Source organism: Lysinibacillus boronitolerans JCM 21713 = 10a = NBRC 103108 (genome assembly GCF_000772935.1).
Lineage (GTDB): Bacteria > Bacillota > Bacilli > Bacillales_A > Planococcaceae > Lysinibacillus > Lysinibacillus boronitolerans.
This window is the reverse complement of the sequence record NZ_JPVR01000068.1, coordinates 25,979-51,616: the sequence shown is the minus strand read 5'-3', so window position 1 is coordinate 51,616 and position 25,638 is coordinate 25,979. Positions and strand designations below refer to the sequence as shown.

At 37.2% G+C, this 25,638-nt stretch carries 28 protein-coding genes and 1 pseudogene; 6 read left to right on the top strand and 23 right to left on the bottom strand.

The genetic code is table 11. The annotated features are described in order from the left end of the window. Positions 1 to 42: 42 nt before the first annotated feature. A complete protein-coding gene (locus CD31_RS07415) occupies positions 43 to 450 on the top strand; it encodes a hypothetical protein (protein WP_036076562.1) in 408 nt (135 codons plus the stop codon). Positions 451 to 623: 173 nt separating this feature from the next. Here CD31_RS07415 and accC read toward each other — a convergent pair whose 3' ends face one another. From accC to CD31_RS07355, 13 genes are all read right to left on the bottom strand, one after another. Beyond that, the gene (accC, locus tag CD31_RS07410; protein WP_004231135.1) at positions 624 to 1,991 is read right to left on the bottom strand and encodes an acetyl-CoA carboxylase biotin carboxylase subunit; all 1,368 of its coding nucleotides are present in this window, start codon (positions 1,989 to 1,991) and stop codon (positions 624 to 626) included. Positions 1,992 to 2,005: 14 nt separating this feature from the next. Further along, entirely contained in the window at positions 2,006 to 2,512 is a 507-nt protein-coding gene (gene accB / locus CD31_RS07405) for an acetyl-CoA carboxylase biotin carboxyl carrier protein (protein WP_036076561.1), read from the bottom strand. A 200-nt stretch (positions 2,513 to 2,712) separates the two neighbouring features. Next, positions 2,713 to 3,267, bottom strand: coding sequence for a SpoIIIAH-like family protein (locus CD31_RS07400; protein ID WP_016994738.1), 555 nt, complete (start codon positions 3,265 to 3,267; stop codon positions 2,713 to 2,715). Then, a complete protein-coding gene (locus CD31_RS07395) occupies positions 3,268 to 3,687 on the bottom strand; it encodes a hypothetical protein (protein WP_036076559.1) in 420 nt (139 codons plus the stop codon). It abuts the gene before it with no gap. Between the two features lie 62 nt (positions 3,688 to 3,749). Then, the gene (locus CD31_RS23510; protein ID WP_004231124.1) at positions 3,750 to 3,893 is read right to left on the bottom strand and encodes a hypothetical protein; all 144 of its coding nucleotides are present in this window, start codon (positions 3,891 to 3,893) and stop codon (positions 3,750 to 3,752) included. Between the two features lies 1 nt (position 3,894). After that, the gene (locus CD31_RS07390; protein ID WP_036076558.1) at positions 3,895 to 4,806 is read right to left on the bottom strand and encodes a stage III sporulation protein AE; all 912 of its coding nucleotides are present in this window, start codon (positions 4,804 to 4,806) and stop codon (positions 3,895 to 3,897) included. Positions 4,807 to 4,818: 12 nt separating this feature from the next. Beyond that, positions 4,819 to 5,196, bottom strand: a complete 378-nt coding sequence (locus CD31_RS07385) for a hypothetical protein (protein ID WP_016994741.1) — start codon at positions 5,194 to 5,196, stop codon at positions 4,819 to 4,821. 5 nt (positions 5,197 to 5,201) lie between these two features. Then, complete coding sequence (locus CD31_RS07380; RefSeq protein ID WP_012295089.1) at positions 5,202 to 5,411, bottom strand: hypothetical protein; 210 nt, start codon at positions 5,409 to 5,411, stop codon at positions 5,202 to 5,204. A gap of 90 nt (positions 5,412 to 5,501) precedes the next feature. Continuing rightward, positions 5,502 to 6,509 carry an NAD(P)H-dependent flavin oxidoreductase gene (locus CD31_RS07375; RefSeq protein WP_036076553.1) on the bottom strand — a complete coding sequence of 336 codons (1,008 nt, stop codon included), beginning with the start codon at positions 6,507 to 6,509 and terminating at the stop codon, positions 5,502 to 5,504. A 205-nt stretch (positions 6,510 to 6,714) separates the two neighbouring features. Next, complete coding sequence (gene efp / locus CD31_RS07370; RefSeq protein ID WP_004231115.1) at positions 6,715 to 7,272, bottom strand: elongation factor P; 558 nt, start codon at positions 7,270 to 7,272, stop codon at positions 6,715 to 6,717. A gap of 17 nt (positions 7,273 to 7,289) precedes the next feature. Continuing rightward, a complete protein-coding gene (locus tag CD31_RS07365; protein WP_016994743.1) occupies positions 7,290 to 8,351 on the bottom strand; it encodes a M24 family metallopeptidase in 1,062 nt (353 codons plus the stop codon). Between the two features lie 2 nt (positions 8,352 to 8,353). Then, positions 8,354 to 8,788 (bottom strand): type II 3-dehydroquinate dehydratase, encoded by a 435-nt coding sequence (gene aroQ / locus CD31_RS07360; RefSeq protein ID WP_016994744.1) that lies wholly within the window; start codon positions 8,786 to 8,788, stop codon positions 8,354 to 8,356. A gap of 122 nt (positions 8,789 to 8,910) precedes the next feature. Then, on the bottom strand, positions 8,911 to 9,336 hold the full coding sequence (locus tag CD31_RS07355) for a hypothetical protein (protein WP_036076551.1): 426 nt from the start codon (positions 9,334 to 9,336) through the stop codon (positions 8,911 to 8,913). Positions 9,337 to 9,446: 110 nt separating this feature from the next. On the opposite strand from CD31_RS07355, the gene CD31_RS07350 reads away from it, so the two are divergent. After that, on the top strand, positions 9,447 to 10,418 hold the full coding sequence (locus CD31_RS07350; protein ID WP_048392285.1) for a DUF1385 domain-containing protein: 972 nt from the start codon (positions 9,447 to 9,449) through the stop codon (positions 10,416 to 10,418). Positions 10,419 to 10,535: 117 nt separating this feature from the next. On the opposite strand, the gene CD31_RS07345 is transcribed toward CD31_RS07350, so the two are convergent. The 7 genes from CD31_RS07345 to CD31_RS07315 all read right to left on the bottom strand — a co-directional run bounded on the left by CD31_RS07345 (position 10,536) and on the right by CD31_RS07315 (position 17,975). Next, a complete protein-coding gene (locus CD31_RS07345; protein WP_036076549.1) occupies positions 10,536 to 11,651 on the bottom strand; it encodes an acyl-CoA dehydrogenase family protein in 1,116 nt (371 codons plus the stop codon). Positions 11,652 to 11,675: 24 nt separating this feature from the next. After that, on the bottom strand, positions 11,676 to 12,518 hold the full coding sequence (locus tag CD31_RS07340) for a 3-hydroxyacyl-CoA dehydrogenase family protein (protein ID WP_036076547.1): 843 nt from the start codon (positions 12,516 to 12,518) through the stop codon (positions 11,676 to 11,678). A gap of 11 nt (positions 12,519 to 12,529) precedes the next feature. Then, positions 12,530 to 13,723, bottom strand: a complete 1,194-nt coding sequence (locus tag CD31_RS07335) for a thiolase family protein (protein ID WP_280522778.1) — start codon at positions 13,721 to 13,723, stop codon at positions 12,530 to 12,532. A gap of 16 nt (positions 13,724 to 13,739) precedes the next feature. Continuing rightward, a complete protein-coding gene (locus CD31_RS07330; RefSeq protein ID WP_016994751.1) occupies positions 13,740 to 14,132 on the bottom strand; it encodes an acyl-CoA thioesterase in 393 nt (130 codons plus the stop codon). A gap of 74 nt (positions 14,133 to 14,206) precedes the next feature. Further along, on the bottom strand, positions 14,207 to 15,505 hold the full coding sequence (locus CD31_RS07325; protein WP_036076544.1) for a GntP family permease: 1,299 nt from the start codon (positions 15,503 to 15,505) through the stop codon (positions 14,207 to 14,209). Positions 15,506 to 15,544: 39 nt separating this feature from the next. Continuing rightward, complete coding sequence (locus CD31_RS07320; protein ID WP_052125347.1) at positions 15,545 to 16,348, bottom strand: enoyl-CoA hydratase/isomerase family protein; 804 nt, start codon at positions 16,346 to 16,348, stop codon at positions 15,545 to 15,547. Then, positions 16,341 to 17,975 (bottom strand): AMP-binding protein, encoded by a 1,635-nt coding sequence (locus CD31_RS07315; protein WP_036076542.1) that lies wholly within the window; start codon positions 17,973 to 17,975, stop codon positions 16,341 to 16,343. Before CD31_RS07315 ends, CD31_RS07320 begins: the two co-directional genes overlap by 8 nt. Positions 17,976 to 18,232: 257 nt before the next feature. On the opposite strand from CD31_RS07315, the gene CD31_RS07310 reads away from it, so the two are divergent. The 3 genes from CD31_RS07310 (at position 18,233) to CD31_RS07300 (ending at position 21,988) form a co-directional block, all read left to right on the top strand. Next, entirely contained in the window at positions 18,233 to 19,237 is a 1,005-nt protein-coding gene (locus CD31_RS07310) for a LacI family DNA-binding transcriptional regulator (protein ID WP_036076540.1), read from the top strand. A gap of 128 nt (positions 19,238 to 19,365) precedes the next feature. Continuing rightward, positions 19,366 to 20,787 (top strand): aldehyde dehydrogenase family protein, encoded by a 1,422-nt coding sequence (locus tag CD31_RS07305; protein WP_036076538.1) that lies wholly within the window; start codon positions 19,366 to 19,368, stop codon positions 20,785 to 20,787. Positions 20,788 to 20,800: 13 nt separating this feature from the next. After that, positions 20,801 to 21,988: an iron-containing alcohol dehydrogenase gene (locus CD31_RS07300; protein WP_036076536.1), complete on the top strand. Its 1,188-nt coding sequence runs from the start codon at positions 20,801 to 20,803 to the stop codon at positions 21,986 to 21,988. A 56-nt stretch (positions 21,989 to 22,044) separates the two neighbouring features. Here CD31_RS07300 and CD31_RS07295 read toward each other — a convergent pair whose 3' ends face one another. Then, positions 22,045 to 22,542 (bottom strand): ABC transporter permease, encoded by a 498-nt coding sequence (locus CD31_RS07295; protein WP_280522777.1) that lies wholly within the window; start codon positions 22,540 to 22,542, stop codon positions 22,045 to 22,047. A gap of 130 nt (positions 22,543 to 22,672) precedes the next feature. Here CD31_RS07295 and CD31_RS23295 point away from each other — a divergent pair, with 130 nt between their 5' ends. After that, complete coding sequence (locus tag CD31_RS23295; protein WP_088364082.1) at positions 22,673 to 22,927, top strand: hypothetical protein; 255 nt, start codon at positions 22,673 to 22,675, stop codon at positions 22,925 to 22,927. Between the two features lie 540 nt (positions 22,928 to 23,467). Here the strand turns inward: CD31_RS23295 and CD31_RS07290 are convergent. After that, positions 23,468 to 24,595 (bottom strand): annotated as a pseudogene (locus CD31_RS07290) (hypothetical protein); the annotation flags it as partial. Positions 24,596 to 24,656: 61 nt separating this feature from the next. Continuing rightward, positions 24,657 to 25,592, bottom strand: a complete 936-nt coding sequence (locus CD31_RS07285; protein WP_036076534.1) for a PDDEXK family nuclease — start codon at positions 25,590 to 25,592, stop codon at positions 24,657 to 24,659. Positions 25,593 to 25,638 lie beyond the last annotated feature (46 nt).

The window sequence follows — 25,638 nt, the reverse complement described above, 5'->3', positions numbered from 1 at the left end:
TCTATAATATAGAATTGATTTGAGATAAAGTAGAGGTAGAGTATGTTGCAAAAATGGTTGTTTGGTATCGGTGGGGTTGTCCTCATGTTTATAATGCTTTTTTTATTTTTGGGGAATAGTGCTAGTGAAGATACATTGCTTGCGAAAAATATAATGGAAAAAGCAAATAGTGGTACAACAGTAGTTTCACTAAATAAATTAACGGATTTTGATTGGGAAAAAGCGCAAATTTTTGGACCTTATACAACGAAAGAGGTGATTGAAGAAACACTGGACATTCAATTTAAAGGTAGTATTAGTGGATTAGATGTACGGGAAGATATTTTCCTTCTTGTCTTTGCGAAAGAAGGCCATGCGATAAAGACAGCTGTGCTTTACAGAAACATAGGAGACTATTCAACAAAGAATGGTATGTTAACACCTGATAACGATCTTCTATCTATAAAATAGAACTTTTATATTCTTCACCACACTTCAATTATTAACGATTTAAGCTTCTATAACGGTCAATCTTTCTTCTATGATTGATCTTCCTACCTGCAAGTAAGTCCTCTATCTATTTAAGCTTAGACATAAAAAACCTCCTATCTAATAATAGCTAGGAGGTTTAAACTTGCGAACGCTTACTTCACTTTTTCTGCTACACCCAATACATCGTTCTCTTCAAGGAACTTCGTATTGAATTGTGCTGATTTGAAAACGTCATTGTTCATCAAGGCTTGGTGGAATGGAATTGTTGTATTGATTCCAGGACCAGATACTTCGAATTCACTTAAGGCGCGGTTCATTTTCGCAATCGCTTCTTCACGTGTATCCGCATGAACAATTAGTTTTGCTACCATTGAATCGTAATATGGTGGGATTGTATAGCCCGCATAGACAGCAGAATCAATACGTACACCATAGCCACCTGGTGTTATATACGTATCAACAGTTCCTGCTGAAGGCATGAAGTTTTTATAGGCATTTTCTGCGTTAATACGGCATTCAATCGCCCAACCATTTAATTTTATATCATCTTGTGTGAATGGAAGCTTCTCACCAGATGCAATTTTTAATTGTTGTTGTACAAGATCTACACCAGAAATCATTTCTGTTACTGGGTGCTCAACCTGAATACGAGTGTTCATTTCCATGAAGTAGAACTTGTCCTCTTGATAGTCATAGATAAACTCGATTGTGCCAGCACCTTCATAGTTACATGCTTGTGCCGCTTTTACTGCAGCTGCACCCATTTCAGCACGACGCTCAGAAGATAGGGCTGGAGATGGAGCTTCCTCTACTAACTTCTGCATACGACGTTGAACCGTACAGTCACGTTCGCCTAAATGCACCACGTTACCGTAGCCATCTGCTAAAACTTGGATTTCACAGTGACGGAAGTACTCGATAAATTTCTCTAAATATACGCCAGGGTTACCGAATGCTGCAGCAGCCTCTTTTTGCGTAATTTCAATACCTTTTACAAGATCTTCTTCTGTACGTGCTACACGGATCCCTTTACCACCGCCACCTGCAGTTGCTTTGATGATGACAGGGTAACCAATTTTAGCAGCCCATTCTTTACCTGTTTCGATATCTGGCACAATACCAGTACCTGGAACAAGTGGAACACCTGCTGCTTCCATTGTTGTACGTGCAACGTCCTTGATACCCATAATTTTAATAGAATCAGATGACGGACCGATGAATTTAATGCCAGCGTTTTCACACGCTTCAGCAAAATCAGCGTTTTCTGATACGAAGCCATAACCAGGATGGATGCCGTCAGCACCTGTTTTTTCAGCTACGCTAAGTAGTGCTGGGAAGCTAAGATAAGAATCTTTTGATAGCTTCGGTCCGATGCAATAAGCTTCGTCTGCTAACTTCACATGTAATGCATCAGCATCTGCTTCAGAGTATACAGCAACCGATTGAATGCCTAACTCTTTACAAGCACGAATGATACGCACAGCGATTTCGCCGCGGTTTGCAATTAAAACTTTTTTCATTTGTTTTGCACTCCTTACTCAGCTTTTACAAGGAATAATGGTTGGCCGTACTCTACTAAGTCGCCATCTTTAACTAGAATTTCAACGATTTCCCCTTGCACTTCTGCTTCGATTTCGTTGAATAATTTCATTGCTTCTACGATACATACGATTGTTTCGTCCCCTACTTTGTCACCCACTTTTACGTAAGCAGGAGAATCTGGGTTTGGTGCTTGATAGAAAGTACCGACCATTGGAGATACAATTTTATGTAACGATGGGTCGTTAACTGATGGTGCCGCTGCAGCTGGTGCTGGCGCTTCTTCTTTCGCTGGTGCAGGTGTTACTACTGGAGCTTCTGCTGGTGCAGATTGTTGTACAACAGGGGCTACTACTTCTTTTTTAGGTGCTACAGTTTCTGTAACAACAACGTTATTCTTTTTAAGTTTTACTTTTGCGCCGTCTACTTCATACACAAACTCGTCAATTGAAGAAGAATCCACTAATTTGATAATTTCACGAATTTCTTGAATTTTGAACATTTCTAACTCTCCTTATGAATTAAAATCTACTACAATAACTATTCTATATTTTTTCGTATCAATTTGAAATAGTTAAATGAAAATTAAGTAAATATGAACAAAATAAAAGGCTTTCCTTTACTAAGCGAAAGCCTTTTCATGAAGCTGATATATAACAACCTTTTATGAATTAACTAAAAATTTATTTTTTTCTCTATTTTTTAATAATTATTTGCACTGAACTTTACTTGCACATCATTTGCGCCTTCCATCTCTGTTTTTACCAGATAAATAATTTCGTTTGCTTGTGCTTTTGACAATTCCTCTGCCATCACTGTCACCGACACTTTTTCTCCCTCAGCACGAACAAACGCATCCGAGTAGCCTAATGATTTAACGAGCATCTCCAGCATAGCTTCCGCTGATTCTCGTTTAATCAGCCCATCCATTTCATTAAATGCCTCATTTTTTTCTTCAGCAGAAGCTTCCTGAGAAGCAATCTTTTGTGTTAACTGTTCACGAAGCTGGCTTCTCTCATCACTAACCTGCATACGCATTTCTTCGAATAAGTGACTAGGTGAAGATACTTCTTGTGTTATATCATTTGTTGCTTTCTGATCTGTAACACCTGTGACAGCTGTTTGTTGTAGTGTATCATCTGTAAAAATAGTAAGACCATTGAATTGCTTTGCTGGATCAACCAAATAATACACTGAAATGACTGCTACTAAACTTAATAATGTCATAAACCAAACTGTTCTTCTACGTACGCGCATTTACTTTTCCTCCTTATTTTCCATTGGAACGATAATAATTCGATGAATCGGTAATTGCATCACTTGACTGACAACAGCACGAATTTCATTTTTCACAAAGATATCGGAAGCACCTTCTGACACAACGAGCATTCCTGTTACGTTTTTCGCGCCTTGCTCAGTCCCTCGAAAATATTGGCTGAATAGTTTATTGGCATCCTGATCATCTGTCATCTCTCCATAATAAAAGTAGACTTTAACCTCCCCAACACCTTGCATTGCCTTCAGTGTTTGCTCAAGTTTTTCTTCATTCGTGAGCGGTGAACCATTGTCGCTTGTTGAATTCGTTTGATACATAGGTAAAATGATGAATATTCCCACGGAGGCAGCTATCAAAATTAAAACCATCAATGACGTTGTTTTTTTGCGTGTCTTTTCCACATCACTTGTACATTGCCTCCTTTCATCTTCTCTTTTTCAAGTGTATGTACGCTTGTTTCTTCCTATGAATTGATAAATGGAATCTTTAATAGCAATTGCAAAAATACTAACGTGATGACCAACTTTGTTAGTGAAATTATTTCCTTATCATCCGTTAGAAACACAAAAATCTGACAGACAAAGAGCAATGCCAATAAAAGAATCAATCTATCTACCCCCTGCCATAACTTGTACGAACACAATGAGGAAAAAACAAGAAAACATAAATGAAAAAGCAATTAAAAATGATACAGCACATAAAGTAAATAGCGATTTGCTAACTTGATCTAGTAGTCTACAAATATCATCAAAGGCAATTGGTTCTAAAATAGCAGCGAGCATTTTCAATGAATAGGCACTGACTACAAGCTGCATGGTTGGGATAAAAGACACCGTAATGACAGCGATAAAGGCACTAATACTTGTAAGAGAAGATGTAAATTGCGTCATATGCTGAAAAATCGAAAAGCTATCCACAATAAAGGAACCAACAACTGGAATATTTTCTTCAATGAGCTTTTTCACAGGCTCCGCTACAGCCGCATTGACACTAAATGCTGCTACACCGCTTGCAGTCATCAGTAAGACATAGCAAATAACTGAGGCCGACACGATGCTCATAATTGTAAATCGAATCAATTCAGCTATTCGAGTAAAGGATATTTCCTTGACGATCACACTACATACATCAAAGACGATGGCCAAAAGCACGCCAGGAATAAGCCACTTACTACTGATAATGGTGAGGACTTGTACAAAAAACAGTAAAAAAGGCTGCCAGGAAGCAATCGCTGTAATACTACTGGATAATAAAAAGCTTGATGTAAGAATGGGATAAAATGCTGTAAATAGATGGGCTAGTCCTTGTGCAATTTCATCAATTAATGTAAAGGAGTTGACAACAACAGGACCGATTGTTGCTAAAACGATAAGAAAAAAAAGTATCCTTGTCCCTTTTTCAAACTCTGGTAATAGCATGTTCACAATCAAAATGATGATGACGTAGCTACAAAGCATGAGCGTCATCTTGAGCAAGAGAAAGAATGGGTCGATTAAAAACGATAATATTTGCTCCTGCAATGGCTTCGCTCCTTAGTTTAGCCTTTTTAAAATGGCCGACACCTCCTGTAGAACAGCCAAAAATTCTTTGAACCAATACAGTAAAATTACAATTTTTACTGCAGCAAAAACGATGTTCCCGAGCACTTTATAATTATGTTCTGCCAGAAGCAATGCCACCCACTGCCCGACATAGAACATACTTGCACTGATTAAAATAGCCTTCGCATAAGGTAAAAACGCAAGTGTTTCTAACAGTTGTTTGGCGAAAGGCAATAAAAGTGTCGAGAACAACATGCCAAAAAGCAAAAAAGAAAACATCACACTGATTAGCGCATGGAGTGGCTGTATAACTTCTTTTATCAGCAATAATAAAAGCAGCATGACAACAGCGACGATGACTATTTCCATTTACATTACCCTGAAGAGGTAAGCCACTGGAAGAATGTTAAAATCTCATTAAAGAATAGACGTAAAAATCGAAGTAACTCTGCTGTCATATATAAGTAGGCAATGAAAAAGAGGAAAAATGAAAACTCCTTCTTCCCTGTTTGATCAAAGAAAACATGAAGAAGCGCAACGACTAGTCCCACTCCAGCAACTCTTAATACGTCTTGTAATTCCATTCCTACGCCCCCTCGTGTACAGCAATATATGTCGCTCTACAAAAAAAAAGACCTCTATACAGATGTATAGAGCTCTTCTATGATTAAAAATTATAATAGATTGCGCACAATGTTTTTGACCGTATCTGTTTGCTGTATAAGATGACTATTTTCACCCATCCACATGGATAAATATTCAGCATTACCCTGCTCTGCACTTTCCTTACGAATGGTAGTCGTTAGATAGTTTTGTAGTGGATAGGGTGCTACTGTCGCATCCTCCATACGTTTCGTGAAATCATTCGCTAAACCTCTTGCTGGCTTCCCAGTAAATGCAAGCGTAATCGTCGTTTGTTGTTCTTTCGATGCCAATACAGCATTTTTATAGAGCGGTGAAATTTCGCATTCATCCGCCACTAGTAAAGCCGTCCCAATTTGAACTGCCTGTGCCCCACTTTCAAGTGCCTTTTGAATATCCTCTTTGGTCACAAGGCCACCCGCAGCTATAATCGGAATCGCAACTTTTCCCACTACTTGTTGTAGTAAGTCATGTAATGGAATTAATTGCAGAGGGTCAGTAAAGGAGCCTCGATGACCGCCAGCCTCTCCCCCTTGTAATACAACTGCATCCATCCCTGCTTGTTCCACTAGTATAGCTTCCTCTAATGTCGTTGCAGTACCAATGGTATAGACACCATGATCCTTTAATTGTTTGAGAATAGCTGGAGATGGCAGCCCAAATGTAAATGAACAAATCGCTACCTTTTCTTCAATCACCGCTTGAACCTGTCCTGCAAAAACTTCCTTTGATATTACGCTCTGTACAGGCGATAATCCTAACTCATCATAAAAAGGTTGCAGTGCCATCCGTGCTTGTTGTAAAACCTCGACATCAATTTTGGGTTCCTCTTGCACAAATAAATTGACCGCAAAAGGCTTTGTCGTTAACTTCTTCACTTCTTGAATAAACTGCTTTGTTTGTTCACCATCTAAATAACCTGCACCAATTGAACCTAATAGCCCTGCCTCAGCACAAGCCGCCACAAATTTCGGGGATGTCACGCCTGCCATTGGTGCTTGTATAATTGGATATTGAATATTAAATGTTGTTTGTAGCATACCTTTCACTCCTTACTCTGATTGTAAACAATTCTACCAGTAATGGCCATCTATCTGATGATAGAAACTTGATAGTACCTCAACAAAAATTAAATAGTGCTTCTATCTATTATCACATTAAATAAACGATTTGACAGTATATGTATAAGAAAAAAATAAAAACCTACTCTTTAATCCAAAAGAGTAGGTTGGCTATTATTGAGCATTATGCACGAGAAACGTAAGAACCTTCATCTGTGTTAATGATTAAAACGTCACCTTGGTTAACGAAGAATGGTACTTGTACGATTAGACCTGTTTCAAGAGTAGCAGGTTTTGTACCGCCAGAAGCTGTATCACCTTTGATTCCTGGTTCTGTTTCTGTTACTTCTAATTGAACAGTGTTTGGTAATTCAACACCTAACATTTCACCTTGGTAAGATTGAATATGCACTTCCATGTTTTCTTTTAGGAATTTTAATTCATACTCAATAGCAGATGAAGCTAGTTCAGTTTGCTCATATGATTCCAAGTCCATAAATACATGCTCGTCACCTTGTGCATATAAATATTGCATTTTACGATTATCGATTTGTGCCTTTTCAACTTTTTCACCAGCGCGGAATGTTTTTTCATTCACTGAGCCGTTTCGTAGGTTACGTAATTTAGAACGTACGAATGCAGCACCTTTACCTGGTTTCACGTGTTGGAAATCTAACACGCGGTATAATTGGCCATCAACAATAATTGTTAGACCTGTACGGAAATCGTTTACTGAGATCATTTGTGTTCCTCCAAAGTTTATAAAATAATGAGTTCTTTTGACGAATGTGTGAGTAGTTCATTACCCGTTTCTGTGATTAAAATATCATCCTCGATACGGACACCACCGATTCCAGGTAAGTAAACACCTGGTTCAATCGTCACGGCCATACCTGGCTCTAGCACTGTATCAGAACGCATCGATAAGCCAGGGCCTTCATGTACTTCAAGACCAATACCGTGTCCTAAAGAATGACCAAATGCTTCGCCATATCCTTTTTCTTTTAAGTAGTCACGTGCAATCGCGTCCGCTTGAATGCCTGTTAATCCAGGACCCACTTTTTCAAGTGCTAACAGTTGAGAAGCAAGGACTGTATTGTACATATCTACCAATTTTTCAGATGGTTCTCCCACAGCCACAGTACGTGTAATATCCGAAATATAGCCATTATAAAGCGCACCAAAGTCTAATGTAACAAAGTCGCCTTTTTCAATCACTTTATTCGTTGCAACGCCGTGTGGTAATGCTGAACGAAGACCAGACGCAACAATCGTGTCAAACGAAGACTGAGTTGCTCCTTGTTTACGCATGAAAAATTCTAATTCATTCGAAACTTCAAGCTCGGTTTTACCAGGCTTGATGAAGCCTAAAATATGTGTAAATGCGTGATCTGCAATTTCACACGCAGCCTTAATAATATTAATCTCTTGTTCCGTCTTAATCAAGCGAATTTTTTCAATTAGACCAGAAATCGGCACTAAATCTGCTTGGACCTTCGATTTATACAGTTCATAAGTGCCATAGCTTACAGTATCTTTCTCAAAGCCCAATAATTTGATACCCATATTATTTACTTGAGTAGCTATTTCTTCAATAATTGTGGCTTCATGCTTAACAATACGGAAGTCCTGGATTTGTGCAGCAGCCTGCTCTGTATAACGGAAATCTGTAATAAATACAGCATCATTTTGAGACACAATTGCTACGCCTGCTGTCCCTGTAAAACCTGTCATATAGCGACGGTTGTACCCATTCGTTATTAAAATACCATCGATGCTTTGTTCTTGAAGTGCTTTACGTAGCTTTTGTAATTTCAACATAATCAATTCTCCCTCTCGATAAATGTACGTAGTGCCAGTTCATAGCCTTTCGTACCTAGTCCGCAAATTTGACCAAGGCAGGCCGGAGCAAGATAGGAATGATGTCGGAAAGCCTCACGTTTGTGGATATTGGAAATATGTACTTCGATAACCGGCACAGAAATACCTGCTATCGCATCATGTAACGCGATGCTTGTATGGGTATATGCACCAGGATTAAAGATAATACCATCATATTTTTCGTCCTCTGCTTCATGCACCCAATCTATTAGTACCCCTTCATGATTGGATTGACGAAATTCAACTGTAGCACCTAAAGAAGCCGCAAGATTTTGAACATTTTCGCGAACATCATCCAATGTTTCATGTCCATAAATATGTGGCTCTCGTTTACCAAGTCGATTTAAGTTAGGTCCATTCAAACATAATAACTTCACGCTTCTATTCGCCTCTTTCTATGTACTTGCCATTTATTTTATCATACACCGTGCATTCAGCAACTAATTTCAACTAGTGGTGCCATAAATATCCCCTTAAACGAAGGGGATATTTTGTACCTTTAATTTTGTTTTTGTGCCGTATGTTCCCTCTGATGGAAATTGGCGGTTTCCAGCAAGAAACGTAATAAACAAATGACGATCACCATAAATGGAATCGAGAGTTTTTTAAAAGACGTAAGTTGTAATGGCAAATCTAAAGCAATCCACTCCAATGTGATGGTCACCAAAAGACCTAATAAAAGGGAAGAAAAGACAGCCGGGATGATATATACATAGCGCATAGTCATGTATAAAAATAAGCCGATAATAAATAGTAGAAAAATAAAAAAGGTCCATTGAAATAATTTGGAGCTTTCTTCAAACCAATTCCATTTTTTATAAAACCCTATCGGATGCCATTTAATGAGATGGAAATAATGTAAACCCTTTAAGCACAGCGCTAAAACAAGCGCGTTGACAAGTGCTGTAATCGTCGCTACTTTCACTATATACCTCCTTTATGCATACTAATCATTTCCTAAAATGTACGATTAGTGTAGCCATATAGAAAATTTACTATGCGTAACGGTAGAGGTTTTTCACTAAATTTAGTACAATGGTACAGTTGAAATATATAAAGAGAGTGGTGTTAGCCTTGAGCAATTCACCTGTATACGGGGGACAAGCACAATTAGAGGGTGTGATGTTCGGAGGAAAGGAACATACTGTTACAGCCATTCGACGTAACGATGATTCCATTGATTATTATCATTTCAAAAAAGTACAAAAACCTTTGTTACAAAAGCTTAAAAAAATTCCATTTGTACGAGGCGTTGTCGCGCTAATTGAATCCGCTGGCTTAGGTTCTCGTCACATGCAATTTGCTGGGGATCGTTATGATGTGACACCTGGGGAAGAGGAAGATCATAAAGAAGAAGGCTCTAAACTTCAAATGATACTGGGCGTTGCTGTAGTAGGTATTCTTTCCTTTTTATTTGGAAAATTTGCCTTTACATTAATTCCTGTTTTTATAGCTGATTTTTTCTCAAAATGGATTGAAGGAAAAACGGGACAAATTTTACTGGAAAGCGGTATTAAACTATTATTACTGCTAGCCTATTTATATTTTATCTCGTTAACGCCCCTCATTAAACGAGTTTTTCAGTACCATGGTGCAGAGCATAAGGTGATTAATTGCTATGAGGCTGGCTTAGACATTACCGTAAAAAACGTCCAAGCTCAATCCCGCCTCCACTATCGTTGTGGCAGTAGCTTCATTCTATTCACAGTGTTCGTCGGCATGTTTTTATATTTCTTTGTGCCTACAGATCCACTGTGGCTTCGTATTTTAGATCGTATTCTATTAATTCCTGTTGTTTTGGGTATCTCATTTGAAGTCTTACAAGCAACAAATGCTTGTCGTAATATTCCAGTGCTACGCTTCCTTGGCTACCCAGGCTTATGGCTACAATTACTAACAACTCGTGAACCAAAGGACGATCAAGTAGAAGTAGCGATTGCTTCCTTTAATATGCTACGCCAAGTAGAGCAGCAACCTGAAATTGCTGCGACATTAAATCATGATTAAAAAAGCTTGAGCAATCTAAACTTGATTTTACCCCGAATAGTGGACACTTGAATAAAAGTGACCTATTCGGGGTTTTGCTATATTATATAGATGAAATTCTGTGATAAGGTTGGGCTCTTACTCTTTTAATAATTGTCTAGCAATAATGATACGCTGAATTTGGTTTGTTCCATCATAAATTTGCGTTACTTTGGCATCACGCATCATTCTCTCAAGCGGATACAATTTGGTAAAGCCATACCCTCCCAAAAGCTGTACGGCATCTGTCGTAACTTGCATAGCCATGTCTGTGGCATAGTATTTTGCCATCGATGCATATTTTTCTATCTCACTCGTCTCTTTATCAATGTGCATTGCAGCCTCTTTTACTAAAAGTTCTGCAGTAATTATTTTAGTGCCTAGTTCTGCTAACATACATTGGATTATTGGCTGTTCACTCAATGGTTTGCCAAATTGAATTCGTTCTTTTAAATAATTCAATGCTATTTGAAAAGCTCCTTTAGCTATCCCTACTCCTTGTGCGCCTACCAATGTCCTGCTTCTGTTAAAGGTCTTCATTAATAATTTGAAACCAGACCCTTCTATCCCAAGCATATTTTCTTTCGGCACGCTCACCTTATTCAAAATGACGGTGCCCACACTGGAACCTCTAACCCCAAGTGTTTCTACATGTTCACCAAATTCTAAACCTGGTGCACAAGCTTCTACAACAAAGAAACTTAGACCCTTAGTAGGGTGTGAGCCAGTTCGCGCTAATACTAAATAAACACCCGCTTCTCCAGCATTTGTAATAAAACTTTTTTCTCCAGTCAAAACATAGCTGTCATCATTAAATACCGCCTGAGTCTGAATATTTGACACATCTGAGCCTGCTTGTTTCTCTGTTACACAAAATGCCCCTGGATACTTACCTTCTGCTAATGCGCGTAAATAATTGGATTTTTGATCCTCATTTCCTCCCAATTCTAGTAAACAAGTTGTTAATGCCTGTGTACATAATAAAACAGAAGTTGAGGCACATACATTCGCTACTTCTTCTACAACTTTAGCATTTGTATAAAAGGGTTGTTCCGAACCACCATATTTTTTTGAAATATGTAAACCAAATAAGCCTTGCTCTGCTAATAAACGAAAGTTCTCATGCGGAAAACTCTCCATCTCATCAATTTGTTGTGCACTAGCCTGTATTTTCTCAATCACAGCTCTAGAGATATAATTTTGTCTTTCTGGCATTTGACTATCCCTCCTTTTCTATGTCTAATAATCATAAAAACCTTTACCTGATTTACGTCCTAAATGTCCTGCCTCTACCATTCTTTTTAATAATGGACATGGTCGATATTTAGAATCGCTAAATCCTTCATACAAGCTTTCTAACGCATATAAAGTAGTATCCAGACCACACTGATCAGCTAGGCGTAATGGCCCAATTGGATGATTGGCACCAAGCATTAACCCTCGATCTACCTCCTCTGGTGCAGTACCTTCCATAACAAGAAATGCTGCTTCATTCATCATCGGTAATAGAATACGATTGACAATAAAGCCTGGGTAATCCTGCGCAATCACCGATTCTTTATTAATTACTTTTCCATAGAATTGTACACGATTCAATGTTTCTTCAGATGTTTCAATTGAAGTAACGATTTCTAGCAATCTCATAATCGGTACAGGACTAAAAAAATGTAAACCAATCACTTTCTCAGGTCTTCTCGTGACAGAGCCAATGGCTGCTATAGATAGTGAGGATGTATTACTTGCCAAAATAGCGTTTGGTTGAACAATAGTATCCAACATTTTAAAAACTTCTTGCTTTATTGCTAATTTCTCTGGCACTGCTTCGATGACTAAGTCCACATTTTTCCCAAGCTGTATATCAGATGAGTAGTCAATATTCTCATGAATTCTCTTCTCATCTTCTACTGTATATTTCTCTTTTTTTAGCATGGATTGAATACTCTTTGTGATATAATTTCTTCCTCTGTTCAAATCATCTTCCGTTCGATCCGTTAAAAGTACTTTAAAACCAGATAAAGCAAATACCTGAGCAATCCCACTTCCCATCAAGCCTGCACCAACTACCATTACTTGTCGCTCCATATTTTCAGCTCCTATTCCTTCGTAGTATCCTGCATATTTTTTACAATAATAGCGGCTCCTTGACCACCGCCAATACACAATGTTGCCAGTCCATATGATAAATTTCGTTTTTGTAATTCATGAACCAATGAAACTATAATACGGGAACCTGAGCTACCAACAGGATGCCCTAATGCAACAGCACCGCCATTTACATTCACAATGTCAGGCTTCATTTTTAGCTCTTTCATCACTGCTAATGCTTGTACTGCAAAAGCTTCATTTAACTCGATTAAATCGATTTCATCTAGTGTTAAATTTGCCTTTTCTAAAGCTTTCTGTGTAGCAGGTACGGGGCCAATCCCCATCACACGAGGCTCTACGCCTGCAGATGCTACGGAAATAATTTCTGCGAGTGGTCGCAAATCATATTTCTTTAATGCACGTTCCGAAACGATTAATAAAATAGAAGCTCCATCATTCAAACCAGAAGAATTTCCAGCTGTTACGGTACCTCCTTCTTTCAGAAAGGCAGGTTTTAAATTTTTCAGAGCTTCCACTGTTGTTTCACGTGGATGTTCGTCCTCTTTAAACCATTTAAATGGACCCACTTCAATAGGAACAATTTCATTTTCAAATATACCTTTTTGAATAGCGTTGATAGCTTTATTTTGGCTATTTACTGAAAACTGGTCTTGTTCTTCTCTTGTAATCTTATATTGTTGTGCTAAATTTTCTGCCGTAATGCCCATATGATAACCTTCCATTGCACAGAGCAAGCCATCATATAATAAACTATCCTCTAATTGAATTGAACCCATTTTTTTACCGCTGCGACCACCCAATAAAATATGCGGAACATTACTCATGCTTTCTGTACCGCCTGCTAGTATCATTTCAGCTTCACCAGCCTTTATTTGTTGGTAGGCTAATGACACAGAGCGCATACCAGATGCACATTGTTTATTGATGGTCATTGCAGGTATCGATTTTGGAAGGCCTGCCTTTATCGCAGCTTGTCGAGCAGGATTTCCTTTTGCCCCTGCTTGATATACATTTCCTATAATAATTTCATCAATTTTGTCTAAGGGGATATTTACATTTTCAATGAGCGCCTTTATCGTAACAGCAGCCAAATCAGAGGAATTTAAATGTTTTAAACTGCCACCAAATTTACCCACTGCTGTACGTAAGGCTGTCACAATGTATGCCTTCTCCAAATCCAATCCACTCACTTCCTATTTATTCTTTCATATGCTTTTCCAATCGTTGTCGTAGTTCTTCTTGAATATGCTCTGATTTTCTAGTTTGTTTGTTGAAATTCACATAGGTTGCTGTTCCTTTACTACACAATTGACCATTTTGGTACATTTCTTCCTCAATAATGTAGCTAGAATTTCTAATCTCTTTTATATACGTATGGATAGTTACGTCATGACCAAAATGAATTTCATTGATGTAATCAACATTTAAGTTCACGACAATACACTTCCAATTTTCAAAGGTTAATGTAGGTGTAAATATTTCAAAAATGCCTTTTCGACCTGCCTCAAACCAAATCGGTATAACAGTATTATTTATATGGCCCATCCCATCTGTCTCAGATACTCGCGGTGTAATAACAGTTGTAAACATAAGCACCTTCCCCTTAATCTAAATGATTGCTTTGGATTTCTATTCAACCTTCTATCCCTAATACCCTTTATTCACTACGTAAATAATGTAAATAAAATAATCGCAAGGGCAGTAGCACACATAGTCAGGACAACAGCCATCATAGCAACTGGTAAATAGGCTCGTTTAAAGGTATCATGACAAATATTTTTAATCGTTGTCACAATATACCCATTATGAGGAAGTGATGCCAAACCATCGGAGGCCATGACAGACACACGGTGTAGTGCCCCAGGATCAACCCCCATATTCAAATAAATAGGTGAAAGGATCGGAAGAGCTATCCCTAAGCCGCCTGATGCCGAACCTGTTAACCCTGCGATTAAATTAATACAAATAGCTAGACTCAATAATGGAGGTCCTGGGATTTGTAACACCGTATCTACAATTTGCGTAAATCCTGATGTTAAAGCCGCTACTTTACCAAAGGCAATGACCGCACTTGTATTACATGCAGCTAAAATAGCATCATTGGCACCTCGCTCTAAAACACGCCAAAAATCAGTGATATATTTAAACATTGTGAGACAAGCAACAACGATTGCCCCTAATAAAGCAAAGATAGCAGCAGAGGTTGCAGGAAACATTTGTGAATACGTAACCATCCCAGCAACTACTACGACAATTGGAAGTATTGCTAAGAAGATACTTGGTAATTTTTCTTTTTCTGTTTCATTTAATTCTCCATCACTAGGAATCACCTCAAATCTTTCGCCCTTCTTAACAGAACGACTGATAGCAAAATGCAACCACAAAGAACCTAAGGCAAAATTAAATAATGAAACAATGAGCCCAATCCAAAAGCCAGAATAAGGTGTTGTGCCAAAGAATTCCGTTGGCATGATATTTTGTATTTCAGGTGATCCAGGTAAAAACATCGTAAATGTTACAGAACCAAATACTAAAGCGGCAGGGATAAACCGTCTAGGCAAATCCGCTGTTCTAAACAAAGAAACTGCCAAAGGATACACGGCAAAACCAACTACAAACAATGACACCCCACCATAGGTCATAATGGCACAGGCTAAAACTACAGCCATGACAGCGCCTTTTGGTCCAATTACCTTCATGACCCAAGTTGCAATAGATTCTGCAGCCCCCGTTTCCCCCATCACTTTACCAAAAACTGCACCTAGTAAAAATAGCAAGAAATAGGATGCAAAATATCCTGTGAAACCATTCATATACGTTCCTGTCATAGCTTCAACCACATCTTGACCAGACGTTATGGCTACAAACACACTAGCTATAATGGCACTAACAATAATGTTAATTCCTCGAACTGTCATATAAATAAGAATGGCTAAGCCAAGCATTAACATAAATACGCCCATAAGAAACCTCCCTTTGTTTTATCCTATTTATTTTTTGTTCTATTCTTGGAATTTCTTGTTTTTATTAAAAATAGGCTCTCTTTTTTCTATAAATGCTTCAATTCCCTCAAAGGCATCTGGATGTTGAAAGACATCATAGAATAATTCCGTTTCTCGTTGAATGCCCTCCTCAAGGGTATGGTCAGCACCATACATAAGAGCTTCTTTTACTTTGCTAAGTGAATACATAGATTTAGTAACCAATTGATTTGCCCATTCCAATGCACATTCTAGCCCTTCCCCTGAAGGCGTTACCTTATTTACTAATCCAATTGTGAAAGCAGCTTGAGCACTTACATTGTCCCCAAAAAATATGAGTTCCTTTGTTTTAGACATGCCAATAAGTCTTGGTAATCTTTGTGTCCCTCCTCCTCCTGGGAAAATACCTAAATTAATTTCTGGAAGACCAATTTTAGCGTGTTGTTCAGCAATTCTAAAATCACAACATAACGCCAGCTCACATCCGCCACCTAATGTCAGGCCATTTAAGACAGCAATTGTCGGCTTAGAAAATCCATCAATATACTGATACAATTCATGATTTGCGGTGACATGTCTTTTCATATCTTTATCTCCCAACCACATGGGAAACTCTTTAATATCAGCACCCGCCATAAATGCCTTTTGTCCAGCACTTGTTAAAATAACCACTCGTACATTGTGATTTTTTTCAATTTCCTGAAAAACCTTTAATAAATCTTGTACAACCTTTTTTCCTAGGACATTTAATGGTGGATTATTGATTTGAACAATCGCTATGTTATTTTCTATGTTCACATCTACTAAATGAAGTGTACTAGCCATTAACTTTACTCCCCTTTCGTTGCTGTAACTCTTCTTCTACTAACACTCTACGAAGTAGTTTACCAGTTGCAGTTTGAGGTAATACCTCTCTAAACTCAATACTACGAGGGTATTTATAACTCGCCATTTTTTCTTTACTCCATGCAATAATGTCTTTTTCAGTTATTGTCCCGACATATTCACTTTTCAATACGATAAAGGCCTTTACAGTTTCACCTCTTTTTGCATCTGGAACACCAATTACTGCCGCAGCATTTACCGCAGGGTGTCTTACGAGCATGACCTCTACATCTTCTGGAAATACACTATAACCTGAGCATTTAATCAGCTCTTTTCTACGTCCTTGGAAAAATAGATGGCCACGTTCATCCATAAATCCAATATCACCTGTATGCAACCAACCATTTTGAATCGCTGTTTTTGTCGCCTCTGGTTTATTAAGATATCCTTTAAATACAGCGGGGCTTTTAATTAGAATTTCCCCTAGCTGCCCTAATGCCATGTCTTCATCGGTATTCTCAGGATTAACAATACGAATCTCTGAACCTGGTATTGGTTTGCCATGGCCGCCCACAACAATATCATCGAGTGGCATGAGTGTATCGGCAGTATGTGTTTCACTCGAACCATATGAAATTTCAAATATCTTTGAATTTGTTAATGTTGTCCACGCATGCATAATATCTTCGGTTAACGGGATACCAAAGCTTGTACATTGATTGATTTTTAACGTTGAAAAATCAACTTGTTGAATATTCGGTAAATTCATTACATCGACATTCATTGGTGTCACAGTATATGTGACTGAAATTTTATATGTTTCAATTACTTCTACTAACGCTTCAGCAGTGTAACGCGTTAAAACAACAATAGTACCACCTGTAAATAGAGGTACATTTACACTAAATAATTTCCCAGCGATATGACACATTGGCATTATACTTAAATGGATATCTTCATTTCTAAAACCATAGCATTCAGCTACATTTTTTGTTTTAAAGAAAGCGTTACCAAAAGAAAGCATCGCACCTTTAGGTAACCCAGTTGAACCCGAAGTGTATACAATTAGTGAAATATCATTGGCCATATCAATATCTACAATAGGCACTTGATCGATCACTTGTTGTAAAATGTGATTTAAGTCATGCGTATTTTCAATTGGTTCCTTCTTAAAAATTGGTTCGGGAAAAGAAGGAACTGGATTTTCCGGTAAAAAATCAATGTAATTCGTAACAATAATATGCTCTAAATCAGTTTGATTTTTTATATTTCGAACTACACTGTATAAATGATCGAGCGTAACAATAGCCTTAGCACCTAAATCTTTTATTTCATATTCAAGCTCCCATTCTTTAAACATCGGGCTACATGGACCTTCAATTGCTCCAATCTTTTGTATACCAAGGCTGCAAATAATATATTGTGGGCAATTTTGCATATACAAGGCTACTTTATCGCCTTTTGTAATACCTTGCTTTTGTAAAAATACAGCAAAACGATCAGATAATTCATCTAGTTCTTTATATGAAATTCGCTTTCCATAATAAATAATGGCATCTTGGTGCGGTTGAATCTTCGCATGTTGACGTAAGCTTTCATATAAAGGCTGCTCTTTATATTGTTTCATAATATAAAACTCCTCCTTATGACTACGTATTCATTTTATCTCTTCTCTGTACAACTATTAATATATGTTTCGATTTAGAAGAAAGTCAATAGTTTTTTGAAAATTAAATATTTTCTATTTTTTAATTTCATTAATCATCATTCTAATTTCTATGTCATACTCCTCTTATATTTTTTAGTAATCCCCAATAATAAGGCGACTGTTGTATATTTATTCTAATTGGACTATATTAAAATTTAGAAGAAGGAGGAATTATTATGGTGTCATCTAAAGATGTAGCAAAGAAGGCAGGCGTATCACAAACAACTGTTTCACGTGTACTCAATACACCCGAACTAGTTAAAAAGCCTACAGTAGATAAAGTGATGCGTGCTATTGAGGAATTAAATTATATCCCAAATGCTAATGCCCGCTCTCTTGTGCAAAATAAAACGAGAACCATTGCCCTTTTATCTGGCCCTATCCATAACCCATTTTTTGTTGACACAACAACAGCTATCGTGAATTATGCAAATGAAATGGGCTATCGCGTACATGTCCAATATGTGAGTGATGACCGATTACAAGAAGCCTATACATCTATTTTTGAAAACAAGGTAGATGGAGTTATTCTCTCATGTATTTTTCTAGACGATCCAATATTTTTTAAACTAAAGCAACTCAATATACCTTTTATTACGTATAATCGTAAACATAAAAATAATGAATTTTTTGTTGAAATTGACAATTTTTACGCTGGGTATCTATCTGCGCAACATCTCCTTGAACTTGGTCATACAGCTATCTCTTGGATCGGTGGTCCTCAAAATCGTAGTACCTTCAAGGAGCGGTATGCAGGTTTTGTAAAAGCACTTGAGGACTATAACATCGCTAGAAATGATGATTTTATTTTTACAACAGATACATCTAAACAATCTATTCAAGATATTTTTCAGCATATAACTTCCCTAGATAAGCAACCAACCGGTATCTGCGCAGCAACAGATTCCATTGCCCTTCATTTATTGGATTGTTTCATCAATAAGAATCTAAAAGTGCCAGAAGATATAAGTATTATAGGTATTGATAATGTCGATTTAAGCAAGCATGGTTTAATTCAATTAACAACAGTAGGCAGTATACTAGAAGAAAATTTAGGTTTTTTAGCTATTAAAGAATTGTTTGAAATGATTGAAAATAAAAAAAATAGTTGTGTTCGTATTACTAAATCTGTTAAAGTGTTCAATAGGCGCACAACTAGTGTTCCAAAACAAACTATTTGATAGTTTGTTTCTTTTTATTTTAAAATGAATACGTAAACATTTTTTTATTTTTCTCTCTGTCTATCTCTTACACAACACCCTTTTTACTCAAAATGAATACGTAAACATAATTCTAGGAGGTTAATGGAATGCAAAAACATATATATGTAAACGGACAATGGGAAGCCACTGCTAGCTATACCACTCTAAATGCTCCCTACTCTAAAAAAGAAATTGCTGAAATTCCTCAAGCTACAGAAGAGGATGTTTTAAGAGCCATTGATGCTGCTTACGACACTAAAAAAACAGTGGCTAATATGACGGCTTTCGAACGATCACAAGTCTTGGAACAATTGATCACGCTCCTTTTACAACATAAAGAAAAAGCAGCAAAAATCATCTCATTAGAAGCAGGTAAGCCAATAAAATATGCCTTACTTGAAGTAGAACGGACAATTGAAACATATAAATTTGCTGCTGAGGAAGCCAAACGCTTAGTTGGTGAAATGATTCCAATGGATGCTGCAGAAAATGGGAAAAATCGCTTTGGTTATACTCTGGAACAATCTATCGGTGTTGTGGCTGCTATTACACCATTCAATTTTCCACAAAATTTGATTGCACATAAGGTAGGACCTGCAATTGCTGCTGGAAATACCATTATTCTTAAACCCGCATCGCAAACTCCTTTATCTGCCTTATTTTTAGCTGAATTAATGGATCAAACCTCTTTGCCAAAAGGTGCTTTCAATGTTATTACGGGGAGCGGTAAGCTCGTAGGCGATGTACTAATACAAAGTGACAAAGTCAATATGATTACCTTTACGGGTAGCCCAGCTGTAGGAATTGATATTCGTAATCGAGCTGGTTTGAAAAAAGTAGCATTGGAGCTTGGTTCTAATGCAGGCTTAATTATTGATAAAAAAGTAAATTTAGATGATATTGTTGCTAAATGTGTAGTAGGTGCCTTCTCTAACCAAGGGCAGGTTTGTATTTCTCTTCAGCGTGTTTATGTAATGGATTCACTTTATGATGAATTTCTTGCTAAATTCATCGCGCAAACTGAAACACTTGTACTAGGTGATCCATTAGAAATGACAACAGATATTTCTTCATTAATTCATGCCAATGAAGAAATTCGAGCACTTGATTGGATTAATGAGGCATTAGCAAATGGAGCAAATTTAGCAACAGGAGGCAAACTTCATAACCATATGCTGATGCCTACTATTTTAACGAATGTAGCTGATCATCTCAAGGTATCCTGTCAAGAGGTGTTTGCACCTATTGTGATTGTTAATCGAATAACGAGCATTCAAGAGGGCATAGAAGCAATCAATAATTCGAAATATGGATTACAGGCTGGGATTTTCACAAATGATATTCAGACTGCTTTTATGGCTTCTAAAGCATTGGAGGTTGGTGGTGTCATGATTAACGATATTCCTACTTATCGTGTTGATCAAATGCCCTATGGTGGTGTGAAAGAAAGTGGTACAGGTAAAGAAGGCGTTAAATATGCTATCCAAGAAATGACAGAAAAAAAGCTGATTGTTTGGAATCAATCATAAGGAGGATCTTGCGATGTCAAAAATTACTTTCACACCTATTAGCTATACAGGCTGGAATTCATTATCTTATTTACTAGAGGAAGTCACACGCTTACAAGCAAAAAAAATATTAGTTGTAACAGATCCTACTTTAATAGAAATTGGCTTAACTACGAAAGCTATTCAGCCATTAGTGGAAGCAAATTATGACGTTGAACTATATTCGGAAGTGTCAGCTGAACCTTCCCTAGCTTTGGCTGAAAAATTAGTAGCCTTCACCCGACAACACGAATTTGATATGATTATTGGTATTGGTGGAGGCAGTGCGCTCGATTTATCCAAAATAGCTGGCGTACTCGCTTTTCATGAAGGGCTTGTTGAAGATTATTTAAACCTAACAGGCACAAAAAAAATTAATAACAAAGGCATCCCTACTATTTTAATTCCTACAACTTCTGGTACAGGATCCGAGGTAACGAATATAGCTGTGCTAGCATTAGAAAAAACAAAAGATGTAGTAACGCACGACTATTTACTAGCTGATGTTGCGATCATAGATCCATCACTAACTATTTCACTTCCACCTAAAATTACTGCTGCCACAGGAATTGACGCACTTACACACGCGATAGAGGCCTATATTTCAAAAAATGCAAGTCCTGTTTCGGATGCATTGGCTATACAGGCTATTCGGTTAATTAGTCAATCGATTCGTATTGCAGTTGCAGATGGTAGCAATCAAGAAGCACGTACAAAAATGAGTTATGGTAGTTATCTTGCGGGACTAGCATTCTTTAATGCAGGGGTTGCAGGAGTCCATGCACTAGCTTATCCGATTGGTGGACAATTTCATGTCGCTCACGGAGAGTCTAATGCCGTTTTACTTCCTTATGTAATGGGCTATATTCGACAAAGCTGTGAAAAACGAATGAAAGATATTTATGAAATGATGGGTTTTAATACAGCTTATTTATCACAAGAAGAAGCCTCTTATTGTTGTGTCAACGAATTACAAAAAATTGTAAAAGATGTGAATATCCCATCTACTTTACAAGGCTTCAATATTCCAAAACAAGCTTTAACTAGTTTAACTAAAGCCGCTTTAGATCAAAAACGAATTTTAGCACGCAGCCCTATGACTTTAATGGAAGAAGACATTTATACTATCTATCACTCTGCCTACAATGGCATAATTACAGAAAATAAAAAGTCATTTTTGTAAGATGTTACTTTGTCAGCAATCTGCAGGGCAGTCCAACTAGTGGGGCTGCCCTTTTTTCATTTTGAACTACCTTGCATTTTCTGCTTAAACATAAAGATGGCGAGAATTGTCATAATTATTGAATAACCAATGACAACAATAAGTGAATAAAACACATCAGCATACTCTGCATGTAAGATAGCCCTAGCTGCATTGACTGTGTGCATGAAAGGTAAACACTGTGCAATCGCTTGAAATGTTCCACCAATCATATCTAATTCGAACCATGTTCCACTTAACCAAGTTGTGACATTAACAAAGATGGCAAATATCCCTCCTACCTGCTTATCTGTAAATAATGTCCCAAATAATAATCCAAAACTAATATAGAGTGGCGAGATGATTAGAAGTACAAGGATCATAAAGAGGATAGACTTATTAAATGGCAACCCTAATAACATGGCGGTAGCTAAACAAACAAAAATTTGTAGCAGAGCTATTGGTAGTAAAGGTATCATATACCCTAAAATGTAATCAGCGGCAGACAAAGGAGAAACAAAGAGCCTGGTGAACAAAGTACAATGCAAATAGAAACGATAATGTTAGAGTAATTGCTTCCGTTGCAGGTTTTAGTATGAATGAACAATTAAGAGCTACTGGTGATTGGTATTTTTATACAAAGCCATATTAAGGAGGTTTTTAGGTTTGCAAAAGTCTAGCATATTTAATAGAATTGCGTTAGCAGTGCTGTCTATTATGGTTATCGGTGTTCTTTATTCCTTCATTTGGCATAAAGAGAGTTTTGATAGACCAATTTGGATACAAGTTGTTATGACTTTTTGCTTTTTGATGTTGAGTTTAAATAATTTTAGATTAAAGAAATATGCTATGGGTTGGATTTTTGCTGGAGTAGTAGTAGCTTTTGTAATAAGTATATTTTGGGATACTACAGCTATTTAATCAATTATCACTCATCTCAATTAATTCCGATCAGCGAACGATTTCTTGTTATATTTCATGCCAAAACCCATAATTCAGATAAAGGGTAAAACGACAGTTTAAAAGGAATAGCATTACAAAGACAAAGGCTCACCTGTGAATTGATATGCTCCCCATTAGGTAGACAGATTAAAAAATAAAATCTGTTTATCAAATGGGGCGTTTTTTTCATGCCTAAAAAATCCAACTGATGTAAAAAATCTATACTAGTCATAGTGAATTAAATGCTTCGGGTAAAGGATTCCTCACGATGAAAACATCCTAAATGTTTAACCAGGGCTATGCGCACCCACTCCAGAGCCACGACCTTCTTTAATCCATTTTTCAACCTGCATCTTCTGGTTTTTTGACATAAAAACACCCCTTTAGATTACTATGATCCAAAGGGGAAAGGCGTTGCGATTTTTTTAAAAACTACATAATTTTATTTGAAATGGTACATCTTTTTTCAAATGGTACGACTTTATTTCAAATCTACAACCACTTGATTTTAAATTTATTTTATAGACCGCATTTCAACTGTGCGCCACAGTTTGTACATGTATTACAGCCGCCCATTTCTTCGACTGTGCCTTTACGGCATACTGGGCATGTATTCCCAACGTCTGAGCCAATAACAGTTGTTGACTCTAACGCTTGAATCGTATCTACTAATACGACTGGACGTTTTGTATGTTCTTCAACCAATTCCTCTTCAAATGAAAGTTGATCCATATCATTTTCTTCTGCTTTTAGTGTAAGTACTTGTGAATCACGGCTACCGTCAACATAAACCGTACCACCCTTAGCGCCACCTTTATATAGTCGCTCGTACACTTTTTCAACTTGCTGTACTGTATACCCTTTTGGTGCGTTTACAGTTTTAGAAATAGATGAATCGATCCATTTTTGAATAATACATTGCACATCCGCATGCGCTTCTGGTTTTAGCTCCATTGCTGTAACGAACCATTCTGGAAGCTCTTGCTCATTTACTTCTGGATGACGGTTCAAATATTCTTGGACAATTTCAGCTTTTACTTCAATGAATTTACCTAGACGACCAGAACGATAGTACGTGAAGGAGAAGTATGGCTCAAGACCTGTTGCTACCCCTACCATTGTTCCTGTGGACCCTGTTGGTGCAACCGTTAATAAATGTGAGTTACGGATACCAGTCGCTAAAATTTGCTCTTTGATATGAGCAGGCATTTTTTGCATAAAGCCTGTCTCTGTAAAGGCTTTACGTAAACGAGCTGTTTCTTCGTCTGTAGCACCTACTAAGAATGGGAAGCTACCACGCTCTTTCGCAAGCTCTGTAGACGCCTCATACGCAGTTTCAGCGATTGTTTTAAAGATTTCATCAACTAACGCATTACCTTCATCTGAACCATATTCTTTTTCACAGTAAATCAGCAAATCAGCTAAGCCCATAACGCCTAAACCAACACGACGCTCACCAAGAGCTTGTACACGGTTTTCTTCTAAGAAGTACGGTGTCGCATCAATCACGTTATCCTGCATACGAACACCAACACGAACTGTTTCACGTAGTGCTTCGTAATCAACAGATTGATTTTCTTTATTCGCAAACTGTGCTAAATTCACAGCAGCTAAGTTACACACAGAATATGGTGCAAGTGGTTGTTCCAATAATTGTTATCCTAAAGGCTTTTTATCCTTTAGTTCTTACAGTTCAATTCCTGCAAGTTCAGCATACATTTTCATTACACACTTTTTTCATAAACCTTAATAATTCTTTTCTTCCTCTATCTTCACCAAAGACTGCTTTTGAAATTACTCTAAAATCTTTAACACCAAAATCTTGATAAATATGCTCAATTAATGGATTAAGCGTTGATTTTATTTTATTCAAGGGTGTTACCGTTATTATTTCAGTATGATCGATTGCCCATTGTATGACAGTTTGTTTGATTTCTTGATGTATACTTGCTCGATTTTCAACATAAACTTGTGTGGCGATTTTTATATTTGAATTTCCAGCGCACACTTGAGTACAAAACAATTTGGATGAAGTAACAATTACTTCAAATTCACGCCCACAACTTTTGCAAATTCTTTGCTCTCTGGGCTTCTTCTGCTTACCTTTTTGTACCAAGCCAGATTTTCTTAAACCTTCAATCATTCTAGCTTTTGCTGGACTATTGGATTCCCACAACTTCTTAGTGTGCTGACCGATTTTTCTTTTTGTTTGGTCAGTATGTTTTTGATTGAAATGTCCGTTGTATTTACCAAATACAGCTTTGTTTATTGTTGTATTATTCGACTCTATCCATTCTGTAATCGTTGATGTGAGTGAAAATGGAACAAATTTATACATATCGAGCAACTCTTCATAGGAAATCAATTCGCAATCAATACCATAAGTTGTTTTAATAACATTTAGGTCCTTTAGAGCTTTCTCTTTCGCCTCGTAATCGCGAGACTTAATCTCTACAATCTTTACAAGATTGCCGGCATCGTTATAAAAGAAAAAATCAGGTTTATAAAATTTGTATCCTATATTAAATACTCTATCCTCATAGCCCCAAGAAATGGAATGATAATCTAGAAATTTGGCGTATGCATACTCATATGAACTTCTTAAATAATATGATTTATAAAAGCCTGCATAACCTCTATTCATTTCTATCACAGCCTTTCTTACACTAGGCAATTTTGGATTTTAATGA